Annotated in this window: 16 protein-coding genes and 1 rRNA gene; 8 read left to right on the top strand and 9 right to left on the bottom strand. The window is 69.4% G+C overall.

The features are described 5' to 3' along the window. Positions 1 to 19 precede the first annotated feature (19 nt). Positions 20 to 1,318: a hypothetical protein gene (locus tag V8688_RS20205; protein WP_218716570.1), complete on the bottom strand. Its 1,299-nt coding sequence runs from the start codon at positions 1,316 to 1,318 to the stop codon at positions 20 to 22. Positions 1,319 to 1,737: 419 nt separating this feature from the next. On the opposite strand from V8688_RS20205, the gene V8688_RS20200 reads away from it, so the two are divergent. After that, positions 1,738 to 2,883, top strand: coding sequence for an acyl-CoA dehydrogenase family protein (locus V8688_RS20200; RefSeq protein ID WP_218716571.1), 1,146 nt, complete (start codon positions 1,738 to 1,740; stop codon positions 2,881 to 2,883). A gap of 235 nt (positions 2,884 to 3,118) precedes the next feature. Continuing rightward, positions 3,119 to 3,574: a DUF4254 domain-containing protein gene (locus V8688_RS20195; protein ID WP_218716572.1), complete on the top strand. Its 456-nt coding sequence runs from the start codon at positions 3,119 to 3,121 to the stop codon at positions 3,572 to 3,574. Between the two features lie 771 nt (positions 3,575 to 4,345). On the opposite strand, the gene V8688_RS20190 is transcribed toward V8688_RS20195, so the two are convergent. Beyond that, positions 4,346 to 4,858 carry an Rv3235 family protein gene (locus V8688_RS20190; RefSeq protein ID WP_342801458.1) on the bottom strand — a complete coding sequence of 171 codons (513 nt, stop codon included), beginning with the start codon at positions 4,856 to 4,858 and terminating at the stop codon, positions 4,346 to 4,348. A gap of 84 nt (positions 4,859 to 4,942) precedes the next feature. Further along, entirely contained in the window at positions 4,943 to 5,758 is an 816-nt protein-coding gene (locus V8688_RS20185; RefSeq protein WP_342801457.1) for a DUF72 domain-containing protein, read from the bottom strand. 131 nt (positions 5,759 to 5,889) lie between these two features. Here V8688_RS20185 and V8688_RS20180 point away from each other — a divergent pair, with 131 nt between their 5' ends. The 5 genes from V8688_RS20180 to V8688_RS20160 all read left to right on the top strand — a co-directional run bounded on the left by V8688_RS20180 (position 5,890) and on the right by V8688_RS20160 (position 10,763). Then, complete coding sequence (locus V8688_RS20180) at positions 5,890 to 7,119, top strand: MFS transporter (RefSeq protein ID WP_218716575.1); 1,230 nt, start codon at positions 5,890 to 5,892, stop codon at positions 7,117 to 7,119. Then, positions 7,116 to 7,304 carry a hypothetical protein gene (locus tag V8688_RS20175; protein WP_342801456.1) on the top strand — a complete coding sequence of 63 codons (189 nt, stop codon included), beginning with the start codon at positions 7,116 to 7,118 and terminating at the stop codon, positions 7,302 to 7,304. The genes V8688_RS20180 and V8688_RS20175 overlap by 4 nt, the downstream gene beginning before the upstream one ends. A 77-nt stretch (positions 7,305 to 7,381) precedes the next feature. Further along, positions 7,382 to 7,927 carry a YceI family protein gene (locus tag V8688_RS20170; RefSeq protein WP_316573756.1) on the top strand — a complete coding sequence of 182 codons (546 nt, stop codon included), beginning with the start codon at positions 7,382 to 7,384 and terminating at the stop codon, positions 7,925 to 7,927. A 26-nt stretch (positions 7,928 to 7,953) separates the two neighbouring features. Beyond that, positions 7,954 to 9,162 (top strand): Ig-like domain-containing protein, encoded by a 1,209-nt coding sequence (locus tag V8688_RS20165; protein ID WP_342801455.1) that lies wholly within the window; start codon positions 7,954 to 7,956, stop codon positions 9,160 to 9,162. Continuing rightward, positions 9,159 to 10,763 carry an LCP family protein gene (locus tag V8688_RS20160; RefSeq protein WP_218716579.1) on the top strand — a complete coding sequence of 535 codons (1,605 nt, stop codon included), beginning with the start codon at positions 9,159 to 9,161 and terminating at the stop codon, positions 10,761 to 10,763. The genes V8688_RS20165 and V8688_RS20160 overlap by 4 nt, the downstream gene beginning before the upstream one ends. Positions 10,764 to 10,813: 50 nt before the next feature. Here the strand turns inward: V8688_RS20160 and fadD32 are convergent, their stop codons facing one another. Then, on the bottom strand, positions 10,814 to 12,694 hold the full coding sequence (fadD32, locus tag V8688_RS20155) for a long-chain-fatty-acid--AMP ligase FadD32 (protein WP_342801463.1): 1,881 nt from the start codon (positions 12,692 to 12,694) through the stop codon (positions 10,814 to 10,816). 119 nt (positions 12,695 to 12,813) lie between these two features. Then, a complete protein-coding gene (locus V8688_RS20150) occupies positions 12,814 to 14,034 on the bottom strand; it encodes a KasA/KasB family beta-ketoacyl-ACP synthase (protein ID WP_218716581.1) in 1,221 nt (406 codons plus the stop codon). Positions 14,035 to 14,291: 257 nt separating this feature from the next. Between V8688_RS20150 and V8688_RS20145 the strand changes: the two genes are divergently transcribed. Further along, positions 14,292 to 15,284: an acyl-ACP desaturase gene (locus V8688_RS20145; RefSeq protein ID WP_316573754.1), complete on the top strand. Its 993-nt coding sequence runs from the start codon at positions 14,292 to 14,294 to the stop codon at positions 15,282 to 15,284. A gap of 27 nt (positions 15,285 to 15,311) precedes the next feature. Here the strand turns inward: V8688_RS20145 and V8688_RS20140 are convergent, their stop codons facing one another. The 4 genes from V8688_RS20140 to rrf form a co-directional block, all read right to left on the bottom strand. Beyond that, on the bottom strand, positions 15,312 to 16,592 hold the full coding sequence (locus V8688_RS20140) for a sensor domain-containing diguanylate cyclase (protein ID WP_316573753.1): 1,281 nt from the start codon (positions 16,590 to 16,592) through the stop codon (positions 15,312 to 15,314). A gap of 44 nt (positions 16,593 to 16,636) precedes the next feature. After that, on the bottom strand, positions 16,637 to 17,446 hold the full coding sequence (locus V8688_RS20135; RefSeq protein WP_218716584.1) for an SAM-dependent methyltransferase: 810 nt from the start codon (positions 17,444 to 17,446) through the stop codon (positions 16,637 to 16,639). A gap of 85 nt (positions 17,447 to 17,531) precedes the next feature. Then, the gene (locus tag V8688_RS20130) at positions 17,532 to 18,167 is read right to left on the bottom strand and encodes a YdcF family protein (RefSeq protein WP_342801454.1); all 636 of its coding nucleotides are present in this window, start codon (positions 18,165 to 18,167) and stop codon (positions 17,532 to 17,534) included. A gap of 205 nt (positions 18,168 to 18,372) precedes the next feature. Next, positions 18,373 to 18,489: ribosomal RNA gene (gene rrf, locus V8688_RS20125) — 5S ribosomal RNA — on the bottom strand. Between the last annotated feature and the right edge of the window lie 102 nt (positions 18,490 to 18,591).

Raw genomic sequence — 18,591 nt, 5'->3', positions numbered from 1 at the left:
CGGCGCGGTCAAGCGGTGATCAGGAGCCCGCGCGCTCCTTGCGGGCCTGACGGCGGGCCTCCCGCATCGCGTTGAGTTCCTGCTCCAGGCTCTCGGCGATGCGGAATTGGCCGGTGTCGTAGACGTTGACCGGCTCGATCGCCTCATAGCCGAAGTTGGCTTCGGCGAAGGCCTTTTCGACGCGCGCCTCGATGTCGGAGATGGTGCTCTTGCGGGCCGCGGGGACCGAGTCGGTGGACTTCACGGTCTCGGCGGGCTTGGCCGCTTCGGCGGGCTCGGGCGCGACCGACGGCGGCGCGACGGTCTTCTTGGCCGCGGTCTTGTCCGACCCCGGCTTGCCGATGCCGAACCGCTTGCGCTTCTCGGCGGGCTTACCGTTGCCGGTGGCGATCGGCTCGGTGGGCGCCCAGGCGGGTTCACGGCTGATCGGCGCGGTGGCGGCGGCCTGGTCGGCGGCGAACGCCTCGGCACGGGCCTGACCGGTCATCGGCGGCGTGTAGGTGAGGCGCACACCCTCGGTGGCGTGCCGGTTGAGCATGCTCTCGGCCGGGTCGGGCATGTCCCTGACCTGGCTGGTCGCCCGGGTGATGGCCAGGCCGTACCTCGCGCTGGCGGCGTCGTGGATGAGCAGCGCGACACCGATCATCACCGGCGCGACGGCGTGCACCGCGGCGTCGTACCACCGGCCATCGCGCACATACGGGTAGGTGTTGAGGGTGACGGTGAGGCCGAGCAGCGCGATCTCGGCCATGGCGACCTGGCGCCGGTTGTCGATGACGCCCCACTCGGCGACTTTGTTCGTGCCGACCATGATGATGATCAAACAGACGCTGATCATCGCCTCGAGCAGGTAGCTGAACCAGTACAGCGGATCGCTCGGGCCGCCGGGAGCGATGTTGTGCTGCACGTTCACGGCCGACCACAACATGCCGGCGCCGACGACGCCCGCCAGCGCCTTGAGCGACCACGACCGATGCCGGTACAGCGAAGCCAGCTTCGCGTGCGGGCTCGATTCGCGCCGCTGGGCGGCCATCGCCTTCCTGGCGAGCAGCAGATCTCGCATGTCGGCCTTCTCGATCGCTTCGGTGGTGCTCCTGGCCCGGTCGGAGGCCTGCGCCATCGCTTGGGTGTGCTTCCAGCGCTGTTCGCGATCCTGTTCACGGATGCGTTCGGCGAGTTCCCGCTCCGCGCGCAGCTCGTCCTCGGACAGCGCGTCGGTCAGCGCGGGATCGAATTGATAGGCGAGGCGCCCACGCGCCCGTTCGACGCGCTGGGCGAGCTGGCTGACATCGTCCTCGACGGGAGACTCGATGGTCATGCCTGACCACCGCCCCGGCATCGCGAAGGCAGACGGGTGACCACACGTGTGAACGGCACACGCCATTAATAGTCCATACACCCTCCGGTGCGAAACCGATGCTCCGACACCGCTGCCCATTCTCGGCGCGCCGCGAGCGACACGCGCAGGCGATACCGGTCGGTAGCGCGACCCCGAAAGATAATCGCCGACCTCCGCGCGGACCACTGTTTTCGCACCTTCGGTGCGGATCCGTTGTCGAACAATGTTCGCGGACAACGCGAATCGGGCACGCGTTTTACGCCGTCAAGGTAGCGTCCGCACACCGGCCCACGCCGGCGAGAATTCATTATTGCCACTTCGCCAATAGTGGTCCACACTGTATCTGTAACCACTGGTCACCCCTGGACCAGTGCTGTGCCGAGCCGTAAGGAGACTCGATGGCCGTGAACCGGTCCAGCTGGATGAACGAGGACCTGGACGCCCTGCGCGACCTCGCCCGTGCCTTCATGGCCAAGGAACTCGTCCCCAATATCGACAAGTACCGCGAGCAGCACCACGTGGACCGCGACCTGTGGAACAAAGCGGGTGAAGTGGGTCTGCTGTGTCTGTCGATCCCGGAGGAGTACGGCGGCGGTGGCGGCACCTTCGCGCACGAGGCCGTCCTCATGGAGGAGCAGGCCCGCGCCGTCGACACCTCGTGGGGCGTCAGCCTGCACAACGGCATCGTCGCCCACTACCTGCTCGCCTACGGCACCGAGGAGCAGAAGAAGCAGTGGCTGCCGAAGATGGCCAGCGGTGAGGTCGTCGGCGCGATCGCCATGACCGAGCCCGGCACCGGCTCCGACCTGCAGAGCGTCAAGGCCAAGGCCATCCGCGACGGCGACGAGTACGTCATCAACGGGTCGAAGACCTTCATCACCAACGGCGCGCAGGCCGACCTGATCATCCTGGTCGCCAAGACCGACCCCACCCAGGGCGCCTCGGGCGTGTCGCTGGTGCTGGTCGAGGCCGACCGCCCCGGCTTCCGCCGCGGCCGCGTGCTCGACAAGATCGGCCAGAAGGGCCAGGACACCTCCGAGCTGTTCTTCGAGGACGTGCGCGTCCCGGTGACCAACCTGCTCGGCACCCAGGAGGGCCAGGGCTTCATCCAGCTGATGCAGCAGCTGCCGCAGGAGCGCCTGATCGTGGCCATGGGCGCGGTCGCGGGCATGGAGATCGCCCTCGAGCACACCCTGCGCTACACCAAGGAGCGCGAGGCGTTCGGCCGCCCGGTCTTCGGATTCCAGAACACCAAGTTCAAGCTGGCCGAGGTCGCCACCGAGGCCCGCATCGCGCGCGTGTTCATCGACGACTGCGTCGAGAAGCACATCCGTGGCGAGCTCGACATCCCCACCGTCGCCATGGCGAAGTGGTGGACCACCGACCGCGCCATGCAGGTGGCCGACACCTGCCTGCAGCTGTTCGGCGGCTACGGCTACATGAACGAGTACCCGATCGCACGGATGTGGGTCGACAACCGCGTCCAGCTGATCTACGCGGGCACCAACGAGATCATGAAGGAGATCATCGCCAGGAGCCTGTAACACTCCTGCGCACAGGGGGTCTCGACCGGCCGCGAGCCGCAGCGACGCTGCTGCTCGCGGCCGGTTTTCGTGGTTGAGCTGCCATTTCGTGACCTATCCGGACCTGCGGTGGAGACGAATGTCCTTCGGAAGCGGTGCAAACGCGGGCGACGAGGACGGTGCGGCAACAGTGGACACGGACGGCGGTTCATCGGGTGCACCCGGACAGGAACCGGTACTGCCGGACCGTGAACACATGATGCAGGCGGTCTGCGGGTTCGCCGGCGACGGTGATCCCGTCCTGCGCGCCGCGCACGAACTGGCCGGTCTGCACGAACGCCGCGAACAGCTCGTACCGGGCGATACCAGCGAGATCGACTGGGAGCGGGCACGTCTGGTCTGCGAGATCGACCGGTGGGTGGTCATCCGCTCCCCCCGGCCCGCGACGACGGCGCCGATGCACACCGAGAGCATCGGCGCCGTCGTCGATCGAATGGCCCACTTCGCCGCGCTCACCTATCGCGCGCTGGCCTGCGGCGCCGAATCCGAACTGCGCGCGGCCCAGCTGCGCCTGCACGAACTGGCTTGCGGCTACGACGATCTCATCGTCGAGGTGGCCAACGGCGCGCGCCGACTGCCCGACGGCCCCGAAGGCGACAGCCCGGAAAGCGGTGGCGCGCAACCAAGCCGGAACCGCCCGCGCACCGAATAACAGTCGGTGCGCTGCCCGAACCGGCCACGGAACCGGCGCACCACCGCTCCACGGCCGCGCCCGGGTTCACACCCACCCTCCCCCAGGTCCGGCGCGGCAGGCGGACCCCGTTCTTCGGGCGGCGGGGCCCGTTCACTACGCCGATATCGCCACGACCACGTCGGCCACACCCCCCATCCACCTTCGCCCAGCCGACACCCGAACCGTCTCGGCAGGCGGCGAACGGAGCTCGGCCCGAGATACCCGTCTGCCAACCGCACCGCTCGTCAACGCAGCTTCCGTCCTCTCCGAGCGCCCACCGGCATCGGGCGCACCGCGGCCCCCGGTCCGCTGCGAACCATCGCGCCAGCCGACGACCCGCCCTCGCGAGGGCCGCAACGCCACGCCACCGCAGGCAGGCGAGCGGATCGCCACCGCACAGCTGACGCACCCGCGCGTTGACGTGCCCGCACGAGCCCCAGCCACCGCGCAGCTGGAGCACCCGCCCGTTGACGCAACGGTGCGAGTCCCAGCCGCCAGGCGATGACGCACTCCAAGATCCAGCCACTCGCAGCTGACACACACGCAAGGTTCTCGGCCGCCGCGCCCGAGCAGCCGGCGCGCGCTGGGCAATCCGGGTGGCCCCGGAGCCCAGCGCGCGCCGGGAACTCAGAACAATCGCAGGGCCACCAATCGCCAACGGTCCCTGGTCGATTCGATGCGGCCCGCGACGGCGAAGGTGCGGTCGCCGCGCTGGTAGGAGGCGAAGNCCCCCCCCCCCGCGCCGGGAACTCAGAACAATCGCAGGGCCACCAATCGCCAACGGTCCCTGGTCGATTCGATGCGGCCCGCGACGGCGAAGGTGCGGTCGCCGCGCTGGTAGGAGGCGAAGATCTCGGCGCCACCGGGATCGGTGGCGGTCACGCGCACGCGCGTCAGGGAGGCGGCACCGAGCGCGCGGCCGGGCGCGAGGTTCTGGGTGAGCATCGTGCGCACCGCGGACAGCACCAGCGGGTCGGTCATGGTGCGCATGTGGTCGACCGGCCTGCGCCGGTCGACGACCTCGAGCACCAGTCGCACCACCTGCTCGGCGAAACGCGCTGCCCCGGTGTCGGATTCCGCGCGGCTCCGGGCGCCCTGCACACAGGACGCGCGCACCGCCCGGCGCACCCCGTACGGCGCGCCACCGGCATCGCGGCGGCGCGGAACGGAAACCCGATGCGGCCCACCAGCGTCCGCCCGCTGATCGGCGAGACCCGGCTCGCAGTGCGGCGCCCGCGACAACGACAGTCGATCCGTAGACATCACTCGTCCCCTTCGAGTCCGCCCACCCACTCCCCAGTGCTGGCGCACAGCATGCCACGAGGGTCCGACAGGTGTGCGCGGAATTCAGAACAGGGTCATCGGCCCGTCGGGCGCGGGCGTCGGCTGCGGCGGCAGGCCGGGCACCACTGCGGCGACCGCGTCGTGGAAGCGCCGGGCCAGCGCGCGGGCGGCGGCGTTGTCGGGGGTGTGCACGAAGACCGTCGGCGAGCGACCCTCCCGCAGCCACTGCGCCGCGGTCTCGACCCACGGCCGCCAGCCCGCGACGGTGCGCGCTTCGTCGGCGCGGCCGTGATAGCGCACGATCGGATACTCCGTCAGCGCCCGCATCCGCCGCGGCACCCGCGGCTTCTTGGCGCGCGCCTCGTACTCCGACGGGTCGCCCGCCGGTCCGTCGAACAGCACGGTGGTGTCGAAGGGCACCCACTCCGCGCCGATCCGGCCCAGCACCCGTTCCAGCTGCACCGCCGCCCGCTCGTCGGTGAAGAACGCTGGATGCCGCACCTCCACCGCGCAGCGCAGCCCGTCGGGCAGCTCCCGCTGGAACCGCGCCAGCGCGCCCAGATCGGTGGGCCCGAACGACGCGGGCAACTGGATCCACAGCGCGTGCACCCGCGACGCCAGCGGCGCCATCACGTCGAGGAAGGCCCACAGCTCGCCCCGCGCGTCGACGAGTCTGCGCTCGTGGGTAACGGCGCGCGTTGGCTTGAGCACGAACCGGAAGTCCGGCGCGGTCTGGCGAACCCAGGACTCGACCGTCGCGGCCGACGGAGTCGCGTAGAAGGTGGTGTTGCCCTCGACGGCGCCGCAGTACCCCGCGTAGGTCCGCAGCCGCTCCCCCGGCGCTACCTGGCGCTGCTGCCACTGTGGGTGCTGCCACATCGCACACCCGACCCGCAGCTCCCGCACAGGCCGACCGTAGTACAGCGATCGGCCCCGCCTAAAATGAGACCGGTTGCCACCATTCGCCCCGTGAGCGTGCCCCGGTGCGCGCACGACGGAAAGGGCCTGTGATGGCGATTCTCACCAGCGAACGGCCCGGTGCTGTCACCGGCACGCGCACGCGCGCCTGGCTCGGCGTTTCCGCGGCGATGGTCGCGATCGCATGGGGCGGCAACGAGTTCACGCCGCTGTTGGTGATGTACAAGAACCACGGCCTGCCGCTGACGGCGGTCGATCTGCTGCTGTTCTACTACGTCCTCGGCATCGTGCCCGCGCTGCTCATCGGCGGCCCGCTCTCGGACCGGTTCGGCCGTCGCCCGCTGATGCTGCCCGCCCCGCTGATCGCGGCCGCCGGATCGCTGCTGCTCGCGGCGGGCGCCGCCTCGGTTCCGATGCTGGCGGCGGGCCGGATGCTGTGCGGCGTCGCGCTCGGCCTGGCCATGGCGGTCGGCGGCAGCTGGCTCAAGGAACTGTCCCAGCCGCCCTACGCCGCGGCCGCCGCCGGCGTCGGCGCGCGCCGCTCGGCGATGAGCCTGACCGCGGGTTTCGCGCTCGGGGCCGGCGTGGCCGGGGTGCTGGCGCAGTGGGGCCCGCTGCCCGATTCCACCGCCTATCTCGTCAACGCGGTGCTGTGCGTCGCGACCTCGCTCTGGCTGGCCAGGTCACCGGAAACGGTCACCCGACAGCCGAATCCGGGCAGGCTGCGCGACGATCTGAGGATTCCCGCCGCGGGCCATCGCCGGTTCCTGCGGGTCGCGGTGCCGATCGCGCTGTGGCTGTTCACCGCCAACGCGACCGCCTACGCCGTGCTGCCGACGCTCATGCTGCCCCGCGTGCAGGACGCCCCGATCGCCTTCTCCGCGCTGGTCACCATGGTGACGCTGGGCTGCGGTTTCACCATCCAGTCGGTCGCACGCCGGATCGACCGGCCGGGCACCGCGCGGGCCGCGGTCGTCGCCCTGGTGCTGCTCACCGCGGGCATGGTGCTGGCGTCGTGGACCGCGGCCACCCTGAGCATCCCGGTGACGCTGCTGACCGCCGTCGTGCTCGGCAGCGGCTACGGCATCGGCCTGGTCGCCGGGCTCCAGCAGATCGAGCGGATCGCGGGCCCCGGCGACCTGGCCGGTCTGAACGCGGTGTTCTACTCGGTGAGCTATCTCGGCTTCGGCGTGCCCGCCGTCCTGTCGGCCCTGCACGGCGGCTTCGGCTTCGGCTATCCGGCCATGTATCTGGTGGTCGCGCTGATCGCCGCGGCCTGCCTGGCGCTGGTCGCCGCGAACTACCGCGAGCCACGGGCGTGAACCCGATCGAGACTCTGCGGCGCTGGACGGATTCCGGCGCGATCTGGCGGGTGCTGGCCCGTCGCGCCGACTCGGTGACCATCGGCCTGTACGAGTGCACGGGCGGTCAGGAAGTCGACCGATTCACCTCCACCGACCCGGCGCTGCTGCGGTTCCTCGGCGATCGCACCAGCAGCGAGGACTGACGCGGGGTTAGGCTGGGTGCCGTCATCGCTTCACGTCACGTCGGCCGTCGGGCCGGTCCGCTCAGTGAGGAGAGATCATGTCGGCACCTACCAAGGGACTGTCCGCGGGGACCTGGGTCATCGACCCCAGCCACTCAGCCCTGGAATTCTCCGTACGGCATCTGATGGTGAGCAAGGTGCGCGGCCGATTCACGATCTTCGCCGGCACGCTCGTCATCCACCCCGACGGTGCCGCCGACGCCGACGTCGAGATCCAGGTCGACTCGGTCACCACCGACAACCCGCAGCGTGACGCCCACTTGGCCACCGCCGACTTCTTCGACGTAGCGCACTACCCGCTCGCCACCTTCAAGGCCACCGGCTTCCGGCCCAGCGGCACCGAATTCGACGTCACCGGCGACTTCACCATCCGCGGCACCACCCGCCCGGTCACCCTGTCCGTGGAGTTCCTCGGCGCCGGCCCCGGCATGACCGAGGCTCCGGTCGCCGGCTTCACCGCGACCACCACCATCAACCGCCGCGACTTCGGCATCACCACCGAGATGCCGATGGCCAACGGCGGCGCCGTGATCGGCGACAAGATCACGATCTCACTCGACGTCGAGGTCGGCTTGCAGGGCTGATCGGGCACCGGGCACAGGGAGGGCGAATGTCAGGACGTCGTTTCCGGGCCGGGCTCGCTGCCGGGCTCGCGCTGCTCGTCGCGGCGTGTAGCGGCACGGCCACCGACTCGGGAACCGAGTCCACCGCCCCGCCCGACCCGGTCATCACCGTCGCCCCAGCGGCGGGCGCGACCGAGGTCGACCCGCTCGCGCCGGTGCGGGTCAGCACCAGCGACGGCAAGCTGACCTCGGTCACCATGACCAACGAGCAGGGCCGCGCCGTCGAGGGCATCTTCACCCCCGATCAGACCGCGTGGAAGCCCGCCGAGCCACTCGGCTACGGCCACACCTATACCGTCGGCGCCGAAGCGCTCACCGTCACGGGCACGGTGGGACCGATCACCTCGTCGTTCTCGACCCTCGCGCCCAACAACCAGACGAAGGTGTATTTCCGGACCACCGGCGGCGCCGCGCTCGCCCCCTCGGGCAGCTACGGCGTCGGCACCGTCGTCGTCGCGCACTTCGACGAGGACGTCCCCGACCGGGCCACCGCGCAGCAGCATCTCAGCGTCACCACCGACCCGCAGGTCACCGGCTCCTGGTACTGGCTCGACGACCGCAACGCGCACTGGCGGCCACAGAACTACTACGCCCCCGGCACCAAGGTCACCCTCGCCGCCGACATCTACGGCAAGGACCTCGGCGGCGGCTTGTACGGCCAGGAGGACACCGAGACCAGCTTCACCATCGGCCCCTCGCACGTCTCGATCGTCGACGACAACGACAAGCAGGTGCGGGTCTACGAGAACGGCACGCTGATCCGCACCATGCCCACCTCGATGGGAATGGGCGGCAGTGAGGTGGTCGCGGGCAAGACCATCACCTTCTGGACCCAGCCGGGCACCTACACCGTGATGGACAAGGCCAATCCGGTGATCATGGATTCCTCCACCTACGGCCTTCCGGTCAACTCCCGGCTGGGCTACAAGGAGAGCATCGGCTGGGCGACCAGGATCAGCACCGACGGCATCTACCTGCATCAACTCGACGACACCGTCTGGGCGCAGGGCAACACCAACGTCTCGCACGGCTGCCTCAACCTCAGCGGCGAGAACGCGAAATGGTTCTACGACTTCGCCCAGCCCGGCGACGTGGTGGAGATCCGCAACACCGGCGGCGCCCCGCTCGAGGTGTGGCAGAACGGCGACTGGAGCGTTCCGTGGGAACAGTGGCAGGCAGGTAGCGCACTGCGGTGAACCGAAGACACGACACCCCGGCACGTCCACCGCGCCGGGACACCCCCGGATATGGACCACAGCGAATCGGCAGGCAGACCCGCCACGCCGACCCCAGCGCCCGTCGCGGCGGCTTCCGTCGCGCCGCGCTGATCATGGCCAGGATGCTCGGGGCGACGACCGCGCTGGCCGTGCTCACCGGCACCGGCCTGGCCTGGTCGGCCAAGCAGGACTTCGACTCCGGCTTCACCCATTCCACCGCTCTCGGCGAGGACGCGCCGCGCTCGCGCGGTGGTGACGTCAACATCCTGCTGATCGGCCTGGACACCCGCAAGGACCTCGACGGCAACGACCTGCCCAAGGAGATCCTCGACCAGCTGCACGCCGGCGACGGCACCGACGGCGGCTACAACGCGAACTCGCTGATCCTGCTGCACATCCCGGCCGATCTGCGCAAGATCGTCGCGTTCTCCATCCCGCGCGACGACTACGTCCCGGTCTCGGGCATCCCGGGCTATTCACAGGTCAAGATCAAGGAGGCCTACGGCCTGAAGAAGGCCGCGGTCCAGGCGAAGTTGATCGAACAGGGCGAGAAGGACCCGGTGGTGCTGGAGCGGCGCGGCCGGGAGGCGGGCCGCGCCTCGATCGTGTCGACCGTGCGCAATCTGGTCGGCGTGCCGATCGATCGGTTCGCCGAGATCTCGCTGGCCGGGTTCTACGACCTGGCGACCGCGGTCGGCGGCGTGGACGTGTGTCTGAACAACGCGGTCGACGACAGTGCGTTCTCCGGCGCGGTGTTCCCGGCGGGCCGTCAGCATCTGGACGGCTCCGACGCGCTCGCGTTCGTCCGGCAGCGCCACGGGCTGCGCAACGGCGACCTCGATCGCACGCACCGCCAGCAGGCCTTCCTGACCTCGGTGGCCAAGTCGCTCAAGGACTCCGGCACGCTCGGCAATCTGAGCAGGCTCTCGGCGCTGATGGATGTCGCGCACAAGGACGTGGTGCTCTCCGACGGCTGGAATCTGTTCGACTTCGCCCGTGAGCTGGGCGCCGCGGAGTCGCTGCCGGTGGAGTTCCGCACTCTGCCGGTGGTGCGCTACGACGTGATCGACGGCCAGGATGTCAATATCGTCGACCCGGCCGCGATCAAACGGGAGGTCCAGGCCGCGTTCGGGCAGGAAGCACCGAAAACCACCACCACGGCGCCGATCCCGGCCAGCGTCGTCGATGTGCACAATGTCGGTGGCGTCGCTGGCCAAGCCGCGACCCTGTCGGCCGCACTGACCGCCCGCGGCTACCGGGCCGGCGAGATCGGCAACGGGACCGCCGACGACAGCCCCACCTCGTCTGTCACCTATGGCCCCGGTGCGGCCGCCGATGCCGAAACGCTCGCCGAAACCCTGGGCGGGCTACCGGTTTCCGCGTCCACCACGCTCGCGGCCGGCCACGTCCGCGTGGTCGTCGGCGCCGACTTCACCCTGCCCACCGAACTGACACCGACCACCACGACAACGTCCGCGACCCCGACGACCACCGTTCCCGGCGGCTCGACCACACCGCTGCCCGACGCGGGAAAGCCGGTCACCACCACCATCGGCAGCACCATCCCCTGCGTCAACTGACCACGGTGGCACCGCGGTTCGGCCACCGGCACCCCGGTGGCCCACCCGGCTCACTCCTCCGGCGCGTCCGGGTAGGCGTCCTGCCGGTGCCCACCGCGCAGCGTGCCGTCCAGATAGGCCGCCTTGCAGGCCCGCCGGGCGATCTTGCCGCTCGATGTGCGCGGGATCGAGCCCGCGGGCACCAGCAGCAGGTCGCGCACCGTCACACCGTGCCTGCGCGCGATCGCCGCCCGCACCGTGTCCACGATCGGCCCCGGGTCGAGTTTGGCCGCGCCCGTGCCACGTTCGGCGACGACGACCAGCGCCTCGGCCATCTCGTCGGTGATCCCGCCCGCCGCGAGCACGGCCGCGGGCAACTGCCCCGCCTGCACCGAGAACGCCGCGATGAACCCGGGCCGCAGCGCGGTGCTCGCCTCCTGGGCCGAGTACTCGAGATCCTGCGGATAGTGATTGCGGCCGTCGACGATCACCAGGTCCTTGACCCGGCCGGTGATGAACAGCTCGCCGTCGTGGTAAGCGCCGAAGTCGCCGGTGCGCATCCACCGCGCGTCGTCGGGCGCGCCCTCGGCCCGGCTGCCGACGGGCGTACGGGCGATCACCCGGTTGTGGAAGGTCTCGGCGGTCTCCCCCGGCCTGCCCCAGTACCCGATGCCCATGTTGTCGCCGTGCAGCCAGATCTCACCGACCTCGCCCTCGCGGCGTTCGATGCCGGTCTCCGGGTCGACGATCACCGCCCACTGCGACCGCGCGACATACCCGCACGACACCTGCGCGACCGCGTCGGCGGCGTGCTCGTCGACCTCCACCATCCGGCCCGCGTTGAGCTGTCCGCGATCGACGTAGACCACCCGCGCCTCGTCGTCGCGCCGGGTCGCCGAGACGAACAGCGTCGCCTCGGCCATGCCGTAGCACGGCTTGATCGCGGTCTTGGACAGCCCGTACGGCGCGAACGCCTCGTTGAACTTGCGCATCGAGGCCACCGACACCGGCTCGCTGCCGTTGATCAGACCGATCACGTTCGACAGGTCCAGCGACTCGTCGCCCTTGGGCAGCCCGCGCACCGCCGCGTGCTCGAACGCGAAGTTCGGTGCCGCCGAGTAGATCTCGGCGCCATCGGCCTGGGCGGCCAGCTCCTTGATCCAGCGCGACGGCCTGCGCACGAACGCGCTCGGCGACATGATGGTGATGAACTTGCCGCCGATCGTCGGCAGGATCACCGTCAGCAGCCCCATGTCGTGGAACAGCGGCAGCCAGGTGACCCCGCGCGCGTTCTCGGTGATGCCGATGGCGTCGATCATCTGCAGCAGATTGGTGCCGACGGCGCGGTGGGTGATCTCCACGCCGGCGGGCACCCGGGTCGAACCCGAGGTGTACTGCAGATAGGCGACGCTGTCGATATTGATGTCGGGCCTGCGCCACCGCGTGCCGACCGTGTCCGGGATCGCCTCGACCGCGATGATCCTGGGCCGTTGCGCGGCAGGCTGCTCGCGGAAGAAGTTGCGGACCCCGGCGGCCGCGCTGCCGACGGTGAGTACCGCCGCCGGCTCGCAGTCGCCGAGCACCGCGTGCAGCCGGTCGCTGTGCCCCTGCTCCTCCGGATCGAACAGCGGCACAGCCACATTCCCCGCGTACACCGCCGCGAACAGCGCGACGACGTAGTCCAGGCCCTGTGGCGCCAGCACCGCGACCCGGTCACCGGGCTCGGTCACCTGCTGCAACCGCGCGGCCACCGCCCGCAGCCGGACGCCGAATTCCCGCCAGGTCAGCTCCTGGTATTCGCCCTCCCGCTCCCGCGAATAGTCGATGAAGCGGTAGGCCAGATCGTCGCCGTTGGCCTCGCTGTGTTTGTCGACGAAGTCGATCAGGGTCTGGTCACCGGGAATCCGGATATTGCCCAGTTCGTCCACATAGTCGTCGAAAGTCTCGCCGATCATTCCCTATCCTTTTCAACGCACAATGCCTCGCCGAGAGGCTGCACTCGTGCAATGACGCCGAACAAAGAAGAACTCGCAAGCGCCCGGCACAGTACCGGGCGCGCGCGTGGCAATCGTCAATACCGCCCGAAGGCGACGGCGACGTTGTGCCCGCCGAATCCGAAGGAGTTGTTCACCGCGTAGTCGATCCGGCCACGCCTGGCCTCGCCGGAGACCACGTCCAGATCGATCTCGGGGTCCTGGTTGTCCAGGTTCAGGGTGGGCGGCACGATGCCGTCGCGCACGCTGAGCACGGTCAGCACCGCCTCGAGCGCGCCGACCGCGCCGATCGAGTGCCCGAGCGCCGACTTGGGCGCGTACACCGACGCGTGCGAGCCGATCGCCTTGCCGATCGCGTTGGCCTCGGCGGTGTCGCCGATGGGCGTCGCGGTCGCGTGCGCGTTGATGTGGGTGACGTCGGTGCGGCTGATCCCGCCGGTCTGCATGGCCCGCGTCATCGCGCGCGCCGCCCCGGTGCCCTCGGGATCCGGTGCGACGAGGTGGAATCCGTCGGAGGTGACCCCGGCACCGAGCAGCCGCGCGTGGATGGTCGCGCCGCGCGCCTTGGCGTGCTCCTCGGTCTCGATCACCATCATCGCGCCGGCCTCGCCGAAGACGAACCCGTCGCGGTCCTTGTCGAACGGCCGCGAGGCCGCCTTGGGATCGCTGTTGCGCGTGCTCATCGCGCGCATCTGGGTGAAGGCCGCGATCGGCACCGCCTGGATCGAGCCCTCGACCCCGCCGGTCACCACCATGTCGGCATCGCCCATCACGATCATCCGCCACGCGTTGGCGATCGCCTCCGAGCCCGACGAACAGGCCGACACCGGCGTGGAAACACCGGCGCGCGCGCCCAATTCGATGCCGACGCAGGCCGCGGGACCGTTGGGCATGATGGCCTGCACGGTCAGCGGCGAGACCTTGCGGTAGCCGCCGTTGCCGAGCTTGTCGCGGGCGTAGATCAGGGATTCCGCGCCGCCGAGCCCGGTGCCGACCGAGACACCGAGCCGGTCGCGGTCCACTTCGGGGCTGCCCGCGTTGCGCCACACCTCGCGACCGAGGACCACGGCCATCTGCTCGACATAGGACAGCCTGCGCGCCTCCTCGCGGGTGAGCGAGGCAGCCGGGGAGACCTTCAGGTGGCCACCGATCCGCACCGGCAACTCGAAATCGTCGATGAAGGAGTCCTCCAGGACGTCGATACCGCTTTCGCCGTTGAGCAGACCCTTCCAGGTCGAGTCGACGTCGCCCGCGATCGACGTGGTCGCCGCCAGGCTCGTGACCACGATGTCCGTCATATTTTTCGCTCACTCTCTCTAGCTATGCCACGACTGATCGGGAACCGCTGATGGAGCTGAACTGGTGGAGCGTATATGCAGGCGCCGCGACGCGCCCAAATTCAGAAACAGGCGCTGCCGCACCGTGTCGTTCGGAGGCGCGATGCGCCGGGTCTATTGTCGGTGGGTCGCATTCGACCCAGAGCACCCGGCGACGACGGGCAACACTACCGGACCAGCGCAACTCTTGCTTTTCACTTCATGGAAAGGGCACGAGCGTGGCCAGGAACCTCACCCAACTGGAACTGCTCATCGAACTCGAACCGGTCGCCGCGAGCAACGTCGACCGCCACCTGTCGATGGCGAAGGACTGGCATCCCCACGACTATGTCCCGTGGGAGCAGGGCCGCAACTTCGCCGCGATGGGCGGAATCGATTGGGACCCCGAACAATCCCAGCTCAGTGAACTCGCCAAGGCGGCGATGATCACCAATCTGCTCACCGAGGACAATCTCCCGTCCTACCACCGGGAGATCGCCGAGAACTTCTCCAAGGACGGCGCCTGGGGCACCTGGGTGGGCCGGTGGACCGCCGAGGAGAACCGGCACGGCATCGTGCTCCGCGACTATCTGGTCGTCACCCGTGGCGTCGACCCGGTCGCTCTGGAGCAGGCCAGGATGATCCATATGACCAACGGATACTCGGCGATGGCCGTCGTCGAGGCCAAGGCGGGCGATGTCGATCTGCGCTCCGCGTCCGTGGCGGGCCTGCTGTACTCGGTCGCCTACGTGACCTTCCAGGAACTGGCCACCCGGGTCAGCCACCGCAACACCGGTCGCGTCTGCGACGACCCGATCGCCGACCGCATGCTCGCCCGCATCGCGACCGACGAGAACCTGCACATGATCTTCTATCGCAACCTCTGCGAGGCCGCGCTCGACCTGGCACCCGATCAGGCCATCGAGGCGATCAACACCATCGTGCAGGGCTTCCAGATGCCCGGCGCGGGCATGCCGGGCTGGCGCCGCAACGGCGTCCTGATGGCCAAGCACGGCATCTACGATCTGCGCCAGCACCTCGAGGAGGTCCTGCTTCCGGTGCTGCGCAAGTGGAACATCTTCGAACGCACCGATTTCGGCGCGCGCGGCGAGCGGGCCCGCGAGGACCTCGCGGCCTTCCTGGACCGGCTGCGCGAGGACGTCGTGCGCTTCGAGGAACAGCGCGACCGCTCACTGGCCCGCGCGGCGAACCGGGAACGCCAGCTCACCTGAGCGGGGCCCGGCTGTCCGGCCCGGCCGCTACCGGGCCGGATAGCGGCGGGTGTCGTGCTTGTGCCGGTACATCGCGGCGTCGGCCGCGTGCACCAATTCGTCGACCGCGCCGGGGAGTTCGTCGAAGTAGGCCGCGCCGACGCTCACGCCCACCGCGAGCATGTGCCCGTCCACCTCGAGCGGCGCGGTCAGCACTGACATCAGATCGTCGGCCAGCACCGACAATTGCTCGGAGCCCGAGCACTGCTCCACCAGCACCAGGAACTCGTCACCGCCGATCCGGGCGGCCATCGCCTCCAGCGGACGGACGGTGTCGCGCATCCGGTCGGCGACCACCCGCAGCACCCGGTCCCCGACTGTGTGCCCCCACAGATCGTTGATCTCCTTGAAGCCGTCCAGGTCCAGATAGCAGACCCCGATCGGCGGTTCAGCGTCGGCGAGCCGGTTGAACAGGTGTGGCCGGTTGGGCAGGCCGGTCAGCGCGTCGTGATTGGCGTCGTGCCACAGCCGGTCGGCGAGCTGTTTGCGCTCGGTGACGTCGACGGCGACCCCGATCAGGAACTGGATATTGCGGTCGGCGTCGCGCACCGCCGACATCGACAGATCGATGACGGTGATCTCGCCGTCGTCGTGCAGATGCTCGGTCTCGGTGCGGAAGCTCTCGGATTCACCGCTGACCATCCGCTGCAGCTCGACGAAGGCCTCGTTGAGATTCTGCGGGCCGAGGATATCGGCGACCGTCCGGCCCGGCATCGTCTCCGGGGTGTGGCCGAGCATCTCGGCCATGGTGGCGTTGCAGTTCACCACCCGCCCGGTCATGTCGACGGTGCCGATACCGACCAGGGCGCCGTCGAACACGGCCTCGAAGCGTGCCTCCGACAGCGCGCGACGGCTCTCGGCCTCGCTGGCCGCCGCGAGCACGGCGGCCAGCGTCGCCTCCTGCTCGGCCAGGGCCGCGGCGCGCAAGGCCGCGGTGAAGCCCGCCGCGAAATCGGCGGCGAGGCCGATCGCGCGTTCCCTGATCTCCGGCAGCAGCGGATCGTCCGGCCCGTCGGCCGCGATCTCGACCAGGTCCACACAGATCACCCGGACCGAACGGCTCACCGCCGCCGGATCACGGTAGTTGGCGGCGACCAGCATCCGCGCCGTACGGCGGGCCACATCGGGATCCTCGCCACCGCGCGCCGCCTCGATCAGGCCGATGCACAGCGCCGCCAGCATCTCCTCGATCTGGGAGCGGTTGAGTGTGGGAGCGACAACGCCGTCGAGGGCATCGGCCCACCGTTGCGCCAGCTCCCACGACCCCACTACGCGTCCACCCTGTCATCTCGCAGCACCGCCGGATCGACGGCTCATTCCTTCCGCGCGACTCCGGCCAACCCGAGCGAACGCCCAGGCTTCTCGTGCTGATCCCGCTCGGACTCCGGCCGCCACGACGGCAGCTCGACAACCCCGGGGGAAACCATGCCCCAACCCTCGAACATCTCCACGATCGCGTCCCTGGACCGGAACTGGATCCCGACCCTGGTCTCGTTCGCCGAGTGCGCTCCCAGCTTACCGGCATCCTCCGGCCGCATCTCCGAGGTGAGATGTGAAATGGCTATGAAACTGCCGGGCGCGACCGCCTCCCGCAGCGCGGCGACCTTGCCGACCGGATCGTCGGCGTCCTGCACCAGATGCAGCACCGCGATCAGCAGCAGCCCGACGGGCTCATCGAAGTCGATCAGTCCGGTCTCCCGCACCTCGGCGATCAGATCGTCGGACTTGCGCAGATCGGCCTCGATCGCGTCGGCCCGCTCCCGGCCCGCCAGAATCGTCCGCGAGTGGACGACGGCGACCGGATCGATATCGACATAGAGCACCCGCGCCTCGGGAGCGATGTCGTGCACGATCTCGTGGACATTGCCCGCGGTGGGGATGCCCGAACCGATGTCGAGGAACTGCCGAATCCCGGCGTCGAGCATGAACCGCACCGCCCGGCGCAGGAAGGCCCGATTGCTCAGCGCGAGGCGGGGCAGATCGGGCACCAGCTCGATCGCCATTTCCGCCGCCATCCGGTCGACGGCGAAGTTGTGCGAGCCGCCGAGCAGCGCGTCATACATCCGAGCCGGGCTCGGCTGCTGCATATCGACGCCGTCCGGTGCCCACGCAGGCCTGTCCATCACATACCCCTGTCCGCTCGAGGCGTCATCACACCCCGCGACAGCGCCAGACGCATCGTAGTGCGCGCCACCGACTTCGGCGCGCCTATCGCTCACCCCCGGCACCGAACGGCTGCGCCCACAGCGGCGCGACCTCCGGTGTCATCGTCGCGACCACCGGAATGCCCGCCGCCATGAAGTTGTCCAGCGCGCGGCGCATATGGTCGGCGGAGGTGATAAGCACGGCCTTGTGCACGCCGAGCGCTTCCATCAACTTCGCGGAGAACTCCGCGTTCTGCACCGTCGACCCCGCCTGGGTCTCGGTGTAGATCCGGTGCCGGGCGACCCCGCGGATATTGAGCCAGTCCGCCATCACCTGCGCCTCGGTGACCCCGTTGCGCGGGTTGCCGCCGGTGACGATCACCGGGGAGGAGGGCGACATGAACGCCTGGACCAGGGCGGCGTGCAGCCGGTTGCCCAGTTCGGCGCGCATGGTGCCGTCCGGCTGCAGACCGTAGCCGAGCACCACGATCGCGGTCTCCGGGCCGTAAGTGTCGGGCAAGTCGATACCGGCAACGCCCGCAATCGAATTCGCCGCGCCCGCGATGCCGTCGGCGACGCCGGCGAGCGGGTCGGGGGCGGGTGCGGCGATCGCGGGTGCGGCGGTGGCTATCGCGCCGATCAGGGCGGCGGGCAACACGAGGGCGGCCGCGCCGCGTCGCAGAGACTTGTGAGTGAACAACCAATCCATGGTGACCTCCCGAAGCAACGTCGCACCATGGTGGCTGACCGGGGCCCGCTACGGGACCGTTTTGTGAAACATCGTTGCCTCGGAATGCAATCCCCCGATTCCGGGGGCACGCTCCGGGCCGGCCTGCTACCGAGAGGTCTTGTCCGGGAACGCAAAAAGGCCCTCCAGCAATGCTGGAGGGCCTTTCGCAATGATGTTCCGGCGGTGTCCTACTCTCCCACACCCTGGCGAGTGCAGTACCATCGGCGCAGGTGGCCTTAGAATACGGGTTCCGACTGGGACCGGGCGTTTCCCCACCGCTATAACCGCCGTAACTCTATGAAACTAGACAGCGCGACAATCAAAGACTCCGAAAAGTCTCCTCCTGTCAGCTGCAGTGTCTGTTGTTTCAGATACCGCACAGTGGACGCGTAAC

Source organism: Nocardia sp. No.11 (assembly GCF_038752175.1).
Lineage (GTDB): Bacteria > Actinomycetota > Actinomycetes > Mycobacteriales > Mycobacteriaceae > Nocardia > Nocardia canadensis.
Note: the sequence above shows the minus strand (reverse complement) of the source record. Positions and strands in the feature narration are given on the sequence as shown.